This window comes from Clostridium sp. BL-8 (assembly GCF_002006495.1).
GTDB lineage: Bacteria > Bacillota > Clostridia > Clostridiales > Clostridiaceae > Clostridium.
In genome coordinates this window covers 1-15,556 of record NZ_LZZL01000056.1, presented here as the reverse complement: position 1 = coordinate 15,556, position 15,556 = coordinate 1, and the positions used below count along the sequence as shown (strand labels likewise).

The window sequence follows — 15,556 nt, the reverse complement described above, 5'->3', positions numbered from 1 at the left end:
GTAAAATTGAAATGATTGAAGTTAATAATCGGAATATCTGATATTATAATAATATATTGATATCATGGAGGTGATAAAATTGGAAATCAGACATCTGCAAACATTTATTGCTATAGTTGAACTTGGAGGTTTTACGAAAGCAGCAGATAATTTAGGCTATGCTCAATCTACTATAACATCACATATTCAGCTTTTAGAAAATGAACTTGATACTGCTTTATTTGATCGTTTGGGAAAGAAAATTGTTCTTACTAATATGGGAAGGCAGTTAGTGCCACATGCTAAGAAAATGCTCGAGATATATAAAGAAATAAAAGACATGACGAATGAAAAAGATCAAGTTACAGGCGATTTAGTCATAGGAGCAAGTGAATCTTTATCAATATATCGCTTGGGAAAAATACTAAAGGAATATAAAAGACAATATCCTAAAGTAAATATTATCTTGAAAAATTCAATTTGCAGTGATTTAAGAAAAAGGCTATATACTGGGGAATTTGATCTTGTATTTACAATTGAGCCGGAAGTAAGAGATGATAATTTAGAGGTTAAAAATTTAAAAGATGAAACTATGGTAATTATCGGTGAACTGAATTCAGATCTAGGATTTTTTAAAAGAAATTCCGAGGAGCAGGTTTCAAAAGAAAATGTAATATTTAGCGAAAAAGGATGCAGTTCTAGAATATCTTTTGAAAATTATTTGAAACAAAATAAGATAAAGTATGTAAATACTTTAGAGTTTTCGAGCATAGAAGCTATTAAAAAATGTGTGATTAATGGTCTTGGAATTTCTATTCTTCCTCTCTATGCTGTCGAAAAAGAAATATTTGAGAATAGTATTAAAACGATGGAGCTAGATGAAAACTTTGATAAATATGCAACTCAACTTATATATCATAAAAATAAAAATCAATCAACTGCAATGAAGAAACTAATTGAAATAACTTTTGAAAACTGTAATGGATGGAGTTAGAATAGTTAAAAATTAAGAAGTAAAAGTTGAAAGTTTTGGATAAAATCCCTTATGGGGATTTTTTTATTTAAGAAAAGTCATAGAATTTTTTTAACAAATAAACACAAATAAATTTTAAGGTTTAATTGAAATAGGTATTGTATTTATATATCAGAGTGATATAATGTATTTACAATATATCAGAGTGAAATATATCAGAGGTGAGTACAAATGGCAAAGGTTAACAAAACGAAATACGCATTATTAGGAGTACTTAATATAATGTCTGGATCCGGATATGATATTAAAAAGTTCTGTGATGTGTCTATAGGATATTTTTGGAATGAAAATTATGGACACATATATCCAGTACTTCAGAAAATGGAAGATGAAGAATTAATAACAAAAGAAGTGACACAAACAGAAGGACGACCTTCTAAAAATATATATTCAATTACACAAAAAGGTAGAGAAGAATTAGAAGAATGGCTTAAGCTTCCGGTTGAAAATGATCCAATTAGATCAGAGTTTTTATTAAAGATGTTTTTATCTAAAGATATCCCAATAAAGAGTGTTCTTGAAAAAGTTGAAAAGTTAAAGGAGCAGTGTGAAGAAGAACTGAAGAAGTATTCAGAAATTGAGAAATTTTTTAAATTTGAACAAACGGATATGAACAAAAAGGAATTAACATTGTATTTAAGCACCGTTATGTATGGAAAACTAGGAGAAGAAGCAAGAATAAGATGGTGTGAGGAAACAATACAACAATTGAAATCATTAAATAATTTATAAAATTTTTGAGAGGTGTTTTAAATGAAAGTTTTGGCGGTAAATGGTAGTCCAAGAGGAGCAAAAGGGAATACAGAAGTTCTTTTAGTAGAATTTCTTAAAGGATGTGATGAGGCAGGTGCAGAAACAGAAACAGTTTACTTAAAGGATAAGGACATTAAGCATTGTGAAGGATGTTTTACCTGCTGGACAAAAACTCCAGGAAAATGCATTCATAAAGATGACATGGAAGAATTATTAGATAAAGTATCAGAAGCTGATGTAATTGTTTATGCTACACCGTTATATGTATTTACTGTTACTGGCATAATGAAAGATTTTATGGATCGTAAAATTCCATTAATTAAAGGAAATATAATTAAAGTAGGAGATAAATATAGTCATCCTAAACGCTATGAAAAAGAGTATCCTGTTAAAAATGTGTTGATCTCAAATTGTGGTTTTCCTGGAAAGTATAATTTTTCTGGATTAGTAGAAACCTTCAATGTTATGACAAAGGGGAATTTAACAGCGGCTATTTTGTGTGGACAAGGCGGAATATTAAATGCTATAAAGACTAATAGTGAACTTCAAAAATTATACGAACCATTTTTTTCAGCTTTAAGAAATGCTGGAAGAGAGGTAATCAACTTAGGATACGTAAAAGCTGAGACACAAGCTATACTTGATAAGGAAGTAATTGATTCTGAACTTTATGTGAAAAATGCCAATGAAAACTGGGCAAAATAAATAAAAAACTAAATTTACGATAAGAGGGGAAATATATTATGGAGGGGCCATCTAAAGAGAATCCAAGTAAAAAATATTCAGTATTAAAAAATATATTTAACAAAGATTTCGTTATAAGTGCTATAATTCCTATTATAATTTTTTCAATATTAGATAGGTATGGAATGACTTTTGAAGGAATAGTTTTATCAGGAGGGTGGAGCATAGGTGTAGTTTTAATCAATTATATTAAGGATCATGAGTTAAATGCTCTTGCTACAATAAGTGCAACTTTTGCTGGAGTAGGTTTAATTGGAACTGTTATTTCCCAAAAAACCACCTTTTATTTAGTAGCTCCAATAGTGCAAGATATTTTACTTGCAGCTATGTTCTTTGGATCTTTGTTTTTTAAAAGATCATTAATTCAAATAATAATTGAACAAAGCTATTTAAAAAATGATTCTGGAGAGATAAAAAACAGTAAAAAATTTAAATTAACTTGTAGATTACTTTCTATAGCATGGGGCGTTTTAACTGTTAGCCAAGCAACAGTGAGAATTGTATTATTGCATTCTGTTTCAGTAAGTATTTATTATACTATAAGTACCGCATATGGAAATATTTCAACTCCTCTTATGATAGCTTTTTCTATTATGTTTCCTAAATGGTATTCTAAAAGAAAAAGCATATCAAAGGAAATGGAAATCTTATAATTATATAGAATTGACTTCGAGGGCTATACTAATAATGATATATCTGTGTCATATTTTTGAGTAGTTTGAGTTATTTTGAGCGAGAAAGCATAGGTAATATAGATATCTATACTTTCTTTTTTGTTGTACTATCTAGTTAATTCCGTACTTTTTACTTTCAGGATCCATAAATATGGGGAATTTAGGTGGATTAAGAGTAAATAATGTAAAACAAATAATGACTAATGTACCGATAATAATAGATAAATAAAAGTCAAGAGCAGTTAATCTAGCATGATTGTATATATATAAGGATAAGCATTGAGCAATTGAAAGTCCTAAAAATAATGAAAATATGTCAAGAAATAATGAATGAATTCCAAAGGCGCCTGTATAAGTGTAGTAAAAAGAAATTATAACAGCCATACTTACAATAATTGAAATAATACAACAGATATACCATCTATATAAGTTTACTTTATTTCCTAATAATACAAAGCCTAAGAAGTACCAAAGAAAGATAGGATAAGTGGAAAGTTTCAGATGTTCCCAGATACTTTCATTGACTGGGGTGAAAATTCCTAAGATAATTGATTTACCACTCCATTTATATGCAAAATGTGCTAAAGAACCAAGTATAAAGATGAATGGAATGCCGAGAATGAACCAAGAAGCTGGATTAATAAGAATGTTTTCCATGATTTAAGTTATGCCTCCAATAAAATTAATTATTTATTTGTGTTAGATTTGTAACCAATTAAAATAAATATTTTTAAATAATTATATGTAATGTGCATATAGTTTAGGACTCAAATTAGTCTTAAGAGATATTATGGCGAGTGTGATTATTAAAATCAAATATAGTATATATGTTGCAATTAGTATTTTACAAAGTACAATTAGCAATATCACTTGCAATCCTTATAAGATTTTTTGAATTGTAATTTTATTATTGCAACATATATAAATAAAATTATTATTATAAATACTTAAACAAACCATTCGATTTTTCGAATGGTTTATTATTTTGGTCATTGTTTAGAATGTTTATAGAGCTTAAAAATGCGCATTTATAAGTAGTAAGAACATTGTTAAAATAAATACAAAGTATTTTTAATTTACAAAATATATTTTAAAGTTGCTAAATATTTTAAATTTTCAGATAAAATGATACCATCTACTTACACCAAGCAATAATAAAATATCATGTATAAGATGTAAATGTTTAAAATAAAAGGAGTGTTTCAAATGAATTATTTTGAAGAAAGTTTAAAGTTACATGAAGAAAAACAAGGCAAGATTTCAGTTACATCAAGAGTTAAGGTTGAAACAAGAGAGGATTTAAGTCTTGCATATACTCCAGGAGTTGCAGAACCTTGTAGAAAAATTCATGAAGATGAAGAAAACGTATACAGATATACTTCAAAAGGTAATTTGGTAGCTGTAGTTACAGATGGTTCAGCAGTACTTGGACTTGGAGATATAGGGCCAATGGCTGGAATGCCAGTAATGGAAGGAAAAGCAATATTATTTAAAGAATTTGCAGATGTCGATGCATTTCCTATATTAGTAGATACTAAAGATGTTGATGAAATTGTAAATGTAGTTAAATTAATAGCTCCAACTTTTGGGGGGATAAATTTAGAAGATATTGGAGCTCCAAGATGTTTTGAAGTTGAAGAGAAACTAAAAAAAGTAGTTGATATTCCAGTATTCCACGATGATCAACATGGAACAGCAATTGTAGTACTTGCAGGTGTTATAAATGCACTTAAAGTAGTAGATAAAAAGCTTGAAGATATAAAAGTAGTAGTAAATGGAGCTGGAGCTGCTGGAACTGCAATAACTAAATTATTATTATCTTCAGGAGTTAAAAATCTAATTGCTTGTGATAAAGTAGGGATTTTATATAGAGGAATGGAAAAAATTGATGATGCTAAGGAGGCCTTGGCTGAAATAACAAATCCAGATAACATAAAAGGAAGTCTTGCAGATGCTTTGGTTAACGCAGATGTATTCATAGGAGTATCAGCTCCAGGAATATTGAAAGCTGAAATGGTTAAATCAATGAACAGAGATGCAATAATATTTGCAATGGCAAATCCAACACCAGAAATAATGCCTGATGAAGCTAAAGCAGCAGGGGCAAAAGTCATAGGAACAGGACGATCAGATTTTCCAAATCAAATAAATAATGTTCTAGCATTTCCAGGAATATTTAGAGGAGCGTTAGATGTTAGAGCAAAGGAAATAAATGAAGAGATGAAGATTGCTGCTGCATATGCAATTGCTAATTATATAAAAACTGAAGAGTTAAATGAAAATAACGTAATTCCAAGTGCTTTAGATAAAAATGTTGCTGTTAAAGTAGCAGAAGCAATTGCTAAAGCAGCAAGAAAAAGCGGAATTGCTAGGAAATAATGAGCACATTGATAATTCTACAAATCCTAGTAATAAAAATATAGAGCTTATATGTTGATAAACAGTTAATATAAAAGTGATTTGCAGCTACATAAGCTCAAACATAGAATTCATGTAGACGATAACAGAGATTAGAAAGTAAGAGAATCCCACAAGGTTATAAGAGAGTTTTACAAATTAAAAAATTATAAATTTAAAATACAAATATTTAAGATCATAAGATTTAGGAGGTATAAATATGCAAATTCCAATTAAGAAAACCCTTGATAAAATCCCAGGTGGTATGATGGTTGTTCCACTTTTTCTAGGAGTATTAGTCAATACTTTTTTTCCACAGTTTTTAAAAATCGGAGGATTTACAACAGCATTATTTAGTGCATCAGCATCATCACCAATTTTAGCTTGTTTTATGTTTTTAATCGGCTCACAAATACATTTTAAATTGGCACCAAAAGCATTAAAGAAAGGAGTCCTGTTAATAGTAGGAAAATTTATTGTAGGTGCTGGTATAGGTATAATTGTTGGAAAAGTTTTTGGTCCTGCCGGGGTGCTTGGATTATCACCACTTGCAATTCTTGCAGGATTAACAAATTGTAATGGTGGATTGTATGCATCTCTTGCTTCACAGTATGGTGATGAAACTGATGTAGGTGCGTATGCTTTATTATCTTTAAAGGATGGTCCATTTTTTACATTAGTTGCATTAGGTGCATCAGGACTTGCTCAAATTCCGTTTATGTCACTTGTAGCAGTGTTAGTTCCAATATTAATAGGTATGATACTTGGAAATATTGATGGAGATATGAGAAAATTCCTTGGAAGTAGTAAGTTATTATTAATTCCGTTCTTCTCGTTCCCATTAGGTGCAGGAATGAATCTTTCAACTATTATAACAGCAGGTGGACCTGGTATATTATTAGGAATAATAGCTGCATTTACTGGAATAGGTGCTTTCATGCTTTTGAAAATATTTAAAGAAGAGCCAATAATTGGACTTGCGACAGGATCAACAGCAGGAAATGCAGTAGCGACACCAGCAACTGTAGCGGCAGCAGATCCAACATTAGCAACAATAGCAACAATAGCAACAGCGCAAGTTGCAGCAGCATGTGTAGTATCTGCAATAGTATGTCCATTTATTGTTTCTTATGTGTTTAAATTTCTTAGAAATAGAAAAATGAAAAGTCAGGAGAAGGTATTAGAACAAGCATAATAGATGAAAGTACAAGTATTAGTGATATCTAACTTATAGTAACTGCAATTTATTAACAGGAATATTAAAATACATGTAAACTTCGCTCTCTTGTATATTATTCAATATTTTGAGAGCAAAGTAAATTATGTTCAATATTTGTATACATATATAACTAACTTGTATCTTAGGTTTATATGGTGATTTGTTAAGGAAATATATGTATTTATTTCAGAGAATTTATAAAATTTTCATCAATATATAGGATTTTTAGTATAGGTTATACAAAAAGATTACTAATAATTAGAAAGCATAACATATATGAGTAAAATATATGAACGAGATGTTTATATAAAGAATAAAGCCATGAAATTTGTGGAATGATGTTCCATAAAAATATTTGCAAAAAGATAAAAATTTTGCTTGAAAAAAAACGTTTAACACTATACAATGAGTACGATACAAAACCGAAGGGGAGGAAATGATGTGAATTATAAATTATTAATAATAAACCCAGGATCCACGTCAACTAAGATAGCAATATATGAAAATGAAAAGGAAGTTTTTGAAGAAACACTTAGGCATTCTTCAGAGGAAATAGGGAAATTTAAATGCGTAGCAGATCAGGAAGATTTTAGAAAAGACATTATATTAAATGCACTGAAGAAAAATAGCATAGATGTAAGAGAATTAGATGCAATAGTTGGAAGAGGTGGTCTTTTAAAGCCTATACACAGTGGTACATATGCTGTAAACGATGTGATGTTAAAAGATTTAAAAGAAAATATACAAGGGGAGCATGCGTCCAATCTTGGGGCAATTATAGCAGATAAAATTGCAAAATCAATTGGAAAAGAAGCTTTTATAGTAGATCCAGTAGTTGTAGATGAAATGGAACCGATTGCACGATTTTCAGGTGTACCTGAGCTCCCGAGAAAGAGTATTTTCCATGCATTAAATCAAAAAGCAGTAGCGAAGAGATATGCAAAGGAAAATTCTAAGAATTATGAAGATATAAATCTTATAGTTGCTCATATGGGAGGCGGAGTTTCAGTAGGTGCACATAAAAAAGGAAAAATAGTTGATGTAAATAATGCACTTGATGGTGAGGGAGCTTTTTCACCTGAAAGAAGTGGTGGAATTCCAGCTGGTGATTTAGTCAGAATGTGCTTTGGCGGACAATATACATTAGAAGAAATTTTAAAGAAGATAACAGGAAAAGGTGGATTTGTAGCCTACCTTGATACAAATGATGGAAGAGTAGTAAGAGATGCAATATTAAATGGCGATTCAAAAGCAAAATTAATACATGATGCCATGGGATATCAAGTTGCAAAGGATATAGGAGCGGCAGCAGCAGTGCTAGATGGAAAGGTAGATGCAATAATTTTAACTGGTGGTATTGCTTATGAAAAGATAATGATAGATTTTTTAAGACCTAAGATAGAATTCATAGCACCCATAACAGTTTATCCTGGCGAGAATGAAATGCTTGCCTTAGCAGAAGGGGTAATTAGAGTTTTAGATGGTCAAGAGGAAATAAAAGAATATAGGTAATTTTAAATTAAATATTAGAGAGCGGCTTTATAAGGAGTACGCTCTTTAATTTTGAAGGTATAATTTTATTTGGAATAAGTGAAAGAATATAGATGACTTTAAATTTTCATTGAAGAACAAGCTATTTATTATATATAAAGTAAATTACTATATTTACTGTAGAATTAAGGAACAGTATATAGTATCATAAAAATATTGAGACAAGAAAAAGTAAACTAAAGATTTATATAATGCTTTATTAAGGGTGATGAAATTGAAATTAAAAGAGAAGATAACATCATTTGTAATAGTTATTCTGATAATATCAATTGGAAGCATAACAATACTTTCATTTAATGAGATGAAAAAATTACTAAGGGAACAGATAGATAGAAATATGTTAAATATAGCAGATTCTTTTGCATCAACATATGAGGTGAAGGAATATTTAAAGGGTAATAAAAATATTTCGAGTGAAATGTTAAATGATGAAATTGAAAGAGCTAGATTAAAGACTAATGTAGAATTTATAGTGGTTATGGACATGAATGGAATAAGATATTCTCATCCAGTGAAAAGTAATATTGGAGAAAAATTTGCCGGTGGAGATGAAGAAAGAGTATTAGAAACTGGGGAACAATATATTTCAACAGCAAATGGTACTCTTGGAGTTTCTGTAAGAGCCTTTGCTCCAATTTTTGATGATGACAATAAACAGATAGGTGCAGTAGCAGTGGGAATGTTATACAATAAATTTGATAATGAAGTGTATGCAGCAATGTATAAATTTATCCCTATCATAATAATGGGATTAATTCTAGGAGTCTCAGGTGCTATTGCTCTTTCGTATAACATAAAAAAGGCAATATTTGGACTTGAACCAGAAGAAATAGCGTTAGTATTAAAGCAGAAAGAGATTGTAATCGAAAACATAAAGGAAGGCATAATTTCTTTGGACATTAATGGGTTTATAACTTTATTTAATGAAGAAGCTAGTAGAATTTTGAATTTAGAAGAAGGTGATATAGGAAAACCTATCACTGAGTTCACATATGAAAGCATGGCTCTAACAGTGTTAAATAGTGGTAAGTCTATGACGAATGTAGAAATAAAAGTGCGCCCAGGTTTAAATATTATGTGTAAGTATAATATAATTAGAGGTTTCAAAAATCAAATCTTAGGATTAGTTGTAACCTTTGAAGATTTAACAGAGGTGCGTAAGATGGCAGAAGAGTTAACAGGCATTAAAAAAATGGCGTGGTCTCTTAGAGCTCAAAATCATGAATTCATGAATAAGCTGCACACAATTTCAGGACTTATTCAATTGGAAGAATATGATGAGGTAATTAAGTTTATAAATGTTATAGCAGAAAGCAAAAATAATATAACAAATATAATATCAGATAAAATAAAGAATGTTTCTTTAGCAGCATTAATATTATCTAAGTATAGTAAATGTGAAGAAGCTAGAATTAACTTATTAATAGATGATAATTCAAGAATAACTAAATTGCCGGAATATATGACCTCAGAGGAACTTGTATCGATTGTTGGAAATTTGATAGATAACTCTATAGATGCAGTTAAAAATGATGGAACAGGTGAAGTTTATATAAAAATTTTTGAAGATAATGAAAAAATGGAGATTATCGTAAAAGACAATGGACCTGGAATACCTGAAGGTATCGAAGAAAATATTTATCAAATGGGAGTCTCTAGTAAAGAGGGCAGCAGAGGCTTTGGAATGTATATAGTAAAGAAGATTATTGATGAAGCTAATGGAAATATTGATTTTAAAGTAGATGAGGGAACTAAATGGAGTATATCTATACCTATGAAAAGGAGTTAAATACATGATTAAGACTATGATTGTTGAAGATGACCCGATGGTTAGACAGATAAATTCTAAATTTTTAAATAAAGTCAAAGGTTTTTCACTTTTAAAAGCCGCTACCAATCTTTCAGAAGCAAAAGAATTCTTGGAAAATAATACTGTTGATCTGATTCTTTTGGATGTTTTTCTTCCAAATGAAAATGGAATAGATCTCTTAAAGTGGCTAAGAAAAAATGAAATATTATCAGATGTTATATTAATCACTGCAGATAAGAGCATAGATAGAATAAAAGATGCTTTTAGGTATGGGGTTGTGGATTACTTAATTAAACCTTTTACTTTTGAAAGATTTCATGAAGCATTAGATATTTTTAAGGAAAGGCTTGATAGTTTTAATAGTAGTGAAACTATTGAACAAAGTGAACTTGACAAGCTTATCTTAAGTAATAAAAATAAAGAATCAATTGAAGAAGAATCAAAATTTAACCTTGAAAAAGGGTTTAATAAATATACATATAATGCAATAGCAAACGAACTTGAAAATATTACGGAGGAATACTTTACTACGGAAGAATTATCTGAAAAGCTGGGTATAGCAAAAGTTACTGTTAGAAAATATCTTGATTATATGAGTAAACAAGGGGAATTAGTAAAGATAATTGAATATGGGAAGGTAGGAAGACCATTATATAAATATAAACTAAAATTATAGTTATAATATACATAGGTTAATATGTTCTATTGAAATATATATGCTGCAATAATAGTTATAGATTATAAATTCAAGAAATTATGTAAGGATTTTTATCAGAATTATTAATTGTACATTCTTAATTGAAATGTATATAGGCTAGGTAAGTTTTATGCTTTCTAGCCATATTTTTTATAGAAATAGAATTTAAATGGGAATGACTTTATTATTGGGGTATATCACCATTTTTGATGAATTGTCCGGTTTTGCCCATTATATAAGCAAGCTTTATTATTGATTTTTCCTCTTCTGTCATTTCTCTATTATACATCTTTTCAAACTGATGAATTAAGGAAGTCATATCAATATCTTCTTTAGGTTTTGAGATTCTCTTTGGAGGTGCAGAAGTGTATACTGATGGTCTAATTATTTCATTATTATAAATAAATTTAAAAATTTCTGCAGTATAATAAGCATCATTAAAGGCATCGTGGAATTCACCATTAATAGGTATATTCAAAAGTTCAATTGCATTTCTTAAACCAATTCTAGATTTATTTAAGGTCTTTAGATGCGTTGAAGCATATTTTTGAACATCAATATATTTAGAAATATTTGAAATAGGAAAGTTATAGAATTTTAAATTTCTTATTAATTCTTTAATATCAACAGTACCCCATACACATAAAGTTATTTCTCCATCTCCAATAAATTCTAGAAAATCTTCATATACATCAGGAAAATATCTGCAGAAAGCAACTTTTTCATCTGTAATTTGGGTTAAACTCTCTACATGAGGATGGATAGACTTATATACAGTTGGCTTAATTAGTGAATTAAAAGTAGAAAGTGTTTGAAAATCATTATCTAACTTTAAAGCACCAATTTGAATGATTTCAAAAGGCAGGTCAGATACGTTTTTTGTTGATAAGTCTGTGTTATTTTCATCAGACCTTTTATCTTTTTGATTAAATTCTAAATCGTATATTATATAATTCACATTTTCACCTGCTTGCCTCATAAAAAACTAGTTTAAATATTAAACCTAGTTATATTATAGCCAAAGTTGCAGAGAATATATAGATACATAAATCAGAAATTTAATTTATTATTAGAGTATTTTATCTATTATTCCATAGTCTAAAGCTTCCTGAGCAGACATGAAATAATCTCTTTCCATATCTTTTTCTATCGTTTCAATTGGTTTTTTAGTCTTTTCACTATATATTTTATTTATCTTGTCTTTAGTTTTTAATAACCAATCTGTATGAATCTTTATATCTGTAGCTTTGCCTGTAAGACCGCCATATACTGATGGCTGGTGAATGAGAATTTCGCTATTTGGAAGAGCAAATCTCTTGCCTGGAGTACCTGATGTAAGTAGGAATGATCCCATACTTGCTGCTATACCAACACATATTGTAGATACATCTGGTTTTATATATTGCATTGTATCATATATTGCCATTCCTGCGGTTGTGGAACCACCAGGACTGTTTATATAGAAATTAATATCTGCATCAGGATTATCAGCTTCAAGAAAGAGCAGCTGAGCCACAATTATACTTGCGCTTGCATCAGTTACCTCTTCACTAAGCATAATTATCCTATCTTTAAGTAGTCTGGAATATATATCATATGAACGCTCCCCACGATTTGTTTGTTCGATTACCACTGGCACATAGCTCATAAAATCACTCCTAAAAATTATTTTTATATAAAAATTGATTTCTATTGTATTTAATAGTTTTTAACTGCTGCATTTAATGGTTTTTAGTCGGGTTAATAATAGAAAAACTGTAAGCTTTTCTTCAGTAACTGTAAACTTTAAATTGTCCACAGGACACTCTAAAGGGCTAAACTATGAACCGCTCTTTATGCGGCCATAGAAAGTGTGTTTATAGACTTCTTCTTAGAATGTAGTAAAGTTATATTTGCTCTATTTTTTCTAAATTCTTTAGGTGGAATCCCATAAAATTTTTTAAAGGCTTTCGTAAAAGATTCTTGAGTACTGAATTGATAATTTAATGCTATATCTATAATTTTATTTTCTGTATTTAATAATTCATTAGCGGCTTCTATTAATCTTCTTCTTCGTACATATTCAGCTACAGATTCTCCAATTGTGGCATGAAAAATTCTATGAAAGTGATACTTTGATAAAAAAGCCTTATTTGCAATCTCTTGTAATTCAATTTTTTTATTTAAATTGTCTTCAATATACTCAATAGATTTTTTTATGCATTTATCATAATTCATTTTAAATACCTGCCTTATCTAAGCTTTTTTCTATATTATATATTAACCATTAATAGAAATCCTGTCTTTTTTTGCTCATTAATATTCATATAATCAGCTTGTTAGTAATAAGGTGATAAAAAGAATGTTTTGGAGAATTATATGGGAAAGTCAAAGAAAAGTAATAGAACTGAAGAAGATAATATTATGCAAATAGATAAGAAAAAATGCATAGGGTGTACAGCTTGTGCATTTACATGTGCTCAGGAGACAAAGATATCTATATTAAAGAAAATAGATATTGGAAGAAGAACAGTTGAACCCAAACAAGGAACTTTTGAAGATACAGGATGCATATATTGTGGACAGTGTGCTACAGCTTGCCCAACTGAAGCTATGAAGGTACGAAATGATGTAGAATTAGTGAAAGAAGCCCTAAATAGTGGTAAATATTTAGTTTTAATTTCATCTCCTATAGTAAAAGCAACTTTGGGAGAAGAATTCAAGCTTCCTGCAGGAACTTATGTAGAAGGAAAGATAGTGCCATCAGCAAGGAAACTAGGTTTCCAAAATGCATTTAATACTGAATTCGGTGCTGATATGACGGTTGTTGAAGAAGCAACTGAGCTAATAAAGAGAATTGCAGGTAAAGAAAAACTGCCTATGTTTACTTCTTTTTGCCCAGCATGGATACGCTATGCTGAATTTTTTCATCCAGAAATATTAGAACATATTTCAACGGCAAAATCTCCACAGCAAATGATGGGGGCAAGTGTAAAAACATATTTTGCTGATAACTATAATATTTTACCTACTAACATTTTTATTGTTTCTGTTAACTCTTGTGCCGCTAAAAAATATGAAGCAGAAAAAGCAGAAATGGGAAGAGATAACTATAAAGATATAGATGCAGTTTTAACTACAAGGGAATATAGTGAGTTATTAAAAGAAAATGGAATTGATATAACAGCTATAGCAGATGAATCGAGCACTTCTTTTATGAATGAATACACAGGAGCAGGAACAAGTTTTGCTATAAGTGGTGGGGCAATGGGATCTGTTATTAGGACAGTTGCCAGTTATCTAAACAGTGATGTATTTGAAATTGATAATGTAGCTTTTGAGAATGTTTTTGGATATGAGTATATAAAAGAAGCAAATATTAATTTAGGCAGTCAAAGGTACAAGGTAGCAATAATTAATGGGTTAAAAGAAATTGACAAATTTCTAAAGAGCCAAAAATGGAAAGAATATTTATTTATTGAAGTTATGACTTGTAAGGATGGCTGTATGAATGGTGGTGGTGCAGTAAGAATGGAAAAAAAGGCTAAAACTGACGGGGATTTATGCATAAGCTGTGGAACCTGCATAGATAGTTGTCCTGTTAGTGCTAGAGAATTTGATGAAAGAGGAGAAGCCTTTGGTGATATTAGAAAATGTATTGGCTGCAAATTATGTGCGAATATTTGCAGAGCTAAGGCCACAAGTGTTCAATGCTTTGATAAAGCAGCTAATAAATTTTTAGACACAGATTATATAAAAATTAGAATTGATTCTTTAAGAAACATAGATAGGACATGTGATAAAAGAGTTTCAGATGAAAATTATAGTCTTCAAGAGATGTACAAAAATTACATGGGGGAACCAGGAGGCGTAAAATCAATTAATTTGCTTCACACAGGTTATACAGATAAATCTAATAATATAAAGAATAAAGATACTAAAAAGCGGAAAAAACATTAAAGCATGAAGAAGTTTGCGTCTTGATTCTCTATGTTAAATCTGAAGGTTAAGAAAATATTTTGTTCACAAAAGATACTTAGGAGTAATAGAGTAAAACAATGGAGATAATAAAAATGAAATGATAAGGCACATGAAAATAGGCTGGCAGATGGGCTTGTTATTTTATTGAATGTGTCTAAGATACAAAAGTTTATAGGAGGTGAAATAAAGATGAAAAATTTAGAGTATGAAATAGCATATTCTGATTTAGATGCTCAGAAACTAATAAGAGAGAAACGTTTATTTGATCTAAAAATAATAGCAGCATATATTAAAGAATATAAAAAAGGATTTAAAGTTAAAAGTATCAGTAAAACTCATAAAAATGGAACAAAGTTTACGTATGTAAAAATTAATAATGATGATGAGTTAGATGATTATAAAAGATTCTTAATTGAAATGATAAGAGAATATAATAATAAATATAATGAAAGAGTAACTATAGATGAGATAAGCTGATAATTTGATTATTTGTAAATTGGGGGTAACCACTAAAGTAATATGGTTACCTCTTTTGAATTTAATAGTAGGGAATATAAAAACTTATGCAATAATATAATTCACAATAATTCTAAATAATATGCAAACATATTAAATATATATTATATTTATATGGGAAATTAATTTGAAGAGAAAAAATATGATATAATTTACTAATTAGCAATAAGGCATATGAAAATAAATAACGAGTCCCAAATAGCCTTGCAAGTGGACTTGTTAT

15 protein-coding genes are annotated in these 15,556 nt (G+C 29.5%); 11 read left to right on the top strand and 4 right to left on the bottom strand.

Translation table 11 applies throughout. The features are described 5' to 3' along the window. Positions 1–79: 79 nt before the first annotated feature. The 4 genes from CLOBL_RS18010 (at position 80) to CLOBL_RS17995 (ending at position 3,162) form a co-directional block, all read left to right on the top strand. A complete protein-coding gene (locus CLOBL_RS18010; RefSeq protein WP_077860289.1) occupies positions 80–973 on the top strand; it encodes a LysR family transcriptional regulator in 894 nt (297 codons plus the stop codon). A 210-nt stretch (positions 974–1,183) separates the two neighbouring features. After that, positions 1,184–1,744 (top strand): PadR family transcriptional regulator, encoded by a 561-nt coding sequence (locus CLOBL_RS18005; RefSeq protein WP_077860288.1) that lies wholly within the window; start codon positions 1,184–1,186, stop codon positions 1,742–1,744. 21 nt (positions 1,745–1,765) lie between these two features. Continuing rightward, positions 1,766–2,470, top strand: a complete 705-nt coding sequence (locus CLOBL_RS18000; RefSeq protein WP_077860287.1) for a flavodoxin family protein — start codon at positions 1,766–1,768, stop codon at positions 2,468–2,470. 38 nt (positions 2,471–2,508) lie between these two features. Next, a complete protein-coding gene (locus CLOBL_RS17995; RefSeq protein WP_077860286.1) occupies positions 2,509–3,162 on the top strand; it encodes a VC0807 family protein in 654 nt (217 codons plus the stop codon). 132 nt (positions 3,163–3,294) lie between these two features. Here CLOBL_RS17995 and CLOBL_RS17990 read toward each other — a convergent pair whose 3' ends face one another. After that, positions 3,295–3,840, bottom strand: a complete 546-nt coding sequence (locus tag CLOBL_RS17990; RefSeq protein ID WP_077860285.1) for a DUF6512 family protein — start codon at positions 3,838–3,840, stop codon at positions 3,295–3,297. 549 nt (positions 3,841–4,389) lie between these two features. Here CLOBL_RS17990 and CLOBL_RS17985 point away from each other — a divergent pair. From CLOBL_RS17985 to CLOBL_RS17965, 5 genes are all read left to right on the top strand, one after another. Next, a complete protein-coding gene (locus CLOBL_RS17985) occupies positions 4,390–5,562 on the top strand; it encodes a malic enzyme-like NAD(P)-binding protein (RefSeq protein ID WP_077860284.1) in 1,173 nt (390 codons plus the stop codon). A 238-nt stretch (positions 5,563–5,800) separates the two neighbouring features. Next, on the top strand, positions 5,801–6,775 hold the full coding sequence (locus CLOBL_RS17980) for a 2-keto-3-deoxygluconate permease (protein WP_077860283.1): 975 nt from the start codon (positions 5,801–5,803) through the stop codon (positions 6,773–6,775). A 465-nt stretch (positions 6,776–7,240) separates the two neighbouring features. Next, on the top strand, positions 7,241–8,311 hold the full coding sequence (buk, locus tag CLOBL_RS17975) for a butyrate kinase (protein WP_077860282.1): 1,071 nt from the start codon (positions 7,241–7,243) through the stop codon (positions 8,309–8,311). 247 nt (positions 8,312–8,558) lie between these two features. Then, positions 8,559–10,139 carry a sensor histidine kinase gene (locus CLOBL_RS17970; protein WP_242953873.1) on the top strand — a complete coding sequence of 527 codons (1,581 nt, stop codon included), beginning with the start codon at positions 8,559–8,561 and terminating at the stop codon, positions 10,137–10,139. 4 nt (positions 10,140–10,143) lie between these two features. Continuing rightward, a complete protein-coding gene (locus tag CLOBL_RS17965; protein ID WP_077860280.1) occupies positions 10,144–10,836 on the top strand; it encodes a response regulator in 693 nt (230 codons plus the stop codon). Between the two features lie 205 nt (positions 10,837–11,041). Here the strand turns inward: CLOBL_RS17965 and CLOBL_RS17960 are convergent, their stop codons facing one another. The 3 genes from CLOBL_RS17960 to CLOBL_RS17950 all read right to left on the bottom strand — a co-directional run bounded on the left by CLOBL_RS17960 (position 11,042) and on the right by CLOBL_RS17950 (position 13,074). After that, positions 11,042–11,815, bottom strand: coding sequence for a 3'-5' exonuclease (locus CLOBL_RS17960; protein ID WP_077860279.1), 774 nt, complete (start codon positions 11,813–11,815; stop codon positions 11,042–11,044). A gap of 111 nt (positions 11,816–11,926) precedes the next feature. Continuing rightward, positions 11,927–12,505, bottom strand: a complete 579-nt coding sequence (locus CLOBL_RS17955) for an ATP-dependent Clp protease proteolytic subunit (protein ID WP_077860278.1) — start codon at positions 12,503–12,505, stop codon at positions 11,927–11,929. A 185-nt stretch (positions 12,506–12,690) separates the two neighbouring features. After that, positions 12,691–13,074: a helix-turn-helix transcriptional regulator gene (locus tag CLOBL_RS17950; protein WP_077860277.1), complete on the bottom strand. Its 384-nt coding sequence runs from the start codon at positions 13,072–13,074 to the stop codon at positions 12,691–12,693. A 141-nt stretch (positions 13,075–13,215) separates the two neighbouring features. Here CLOBL_RS17950 and CLOBL_RS17945 point away from each other — a divergent pair, with 141 nt between their 5' ends. Both CLOBL_RS17945 and CLOBL_RS17940 read left to right on the top strand, forming a co-directional pair. Beyond that, a complete protein-coding gene (locus CLOBL_RS17945) occupies positions 13,216–14,796 on the top strand; it encodes a [Fe-Fe] hydrogenase large subunit C-terminal domain-containing protein (RefSeq protein WP_242953872.1) in 1,581 nt (526 codons plus the stop codon). Between the two features lie 210 nt (positions 14,797–15,006). Beyond that, positions 15,007–15,294, top strand: a complete 288-nt coding sequence (locus CLOBL_RS17940; RefSeq protein ID WP_077860275.1) for a hypothetical protein — start codon at positions 15,007–15,009, stop codon at positions 15,292–15,294. Positions 15,295–15,556: the final 262 nt, after the last annotated feature.

What these genes read in the sequence shown, in the direction of transcription:
- CLOBL_RS17985 (WP_077860284.1), top strand. Translation starts at nt 4,390, where the DNA reads ATGAATTATTTTGAAGAAAGTTTAAAGTTACATGAAGAAAAACAAGGC.
- CLOBL_RS17995 (WP_077860286.1), top strand. Translation starts at nt 2,509, where the DNA reads ATGGAGGGGCCATCTAAAGAGAATCCAAGTAAAAAATATTCAGTATTA.
- CLOBL_RS17950 (WP_077860277.1), bottom strand. Translation starts at nt 13,074, where the DNA reads ATGAATTATGATAAATGCATAAAAAAATCTATTGAGTATATTGAAGAC.
- CLOBL_RS17990 (WP_077860285.1), bottom strand. Translation starts at nt 3,840, where the DNA reads ATGGAAAACATTCTTATTAATCCAGCTTCTTGGTTCATTCTCGGCATT.
- CLOBL_RS17980 (WP_077860283.1), top strand. Translation starts at nt 5,801, where the DNA reads ATGCAAATTCCAATTAAGAAAACCCTTGATAAAATCCCAGGTGGTATG.
- CLOBL_RS17970 (WP_242953873.1), top strand. Translation starts at nt 8,559, where the DNA reads ATGAAATTGAAATTAAAAGAGAAGATAACATCATTTGTAATAGTTATT.
- CLOBL_RS18005 (WP_077860288.1), top strand. Translation starts at nt 1,184, where the DNA reads ATGGCAAAGGTTAACAAAACGAAATACGCATTATTAGGAGTACTTAAT.
- CLOBL_RS17940 (WP_077860275.1), top strand. Translation starts at nt 15,007, where the DNA reads ATGAAAAATTTAGAGTATGAAATAGCATATTCTGATTTAGATGCTCAG.
- CLOBL_RS17955 (WP_077860278.1), bottom strand. Translation starts at nt 12,505, where the DNA reads ATGAGCTATGTGCCAGTGGTAATCGAACAAACAAATCGTGGGGAGCGT.
- CLOBL_RS18000 (WP_077860287.1), top strand. Translation starts at nt 1,766, where the DNA reads ATGAAAGTTTTGGCGGTAAATGGTAGTCCAAGAGGAGCAAAAGGGAAT.
- CLOBL_RS17945 (WP_242953872.1), top strand. Translation starts at nt 13,216, where the DNA reads ATGGGAAAGTCAAAGAAAAGTAATAGAACTGAAGAAGATAATATTATG.
- CLOBL_RS17965 (WP_077860280.1), top strand. Translation starts at nt 10,144, where the DNA reads ATGATTAAGACTATGATTGTTGAAGATGACCCGATGGTTAGACAGATA.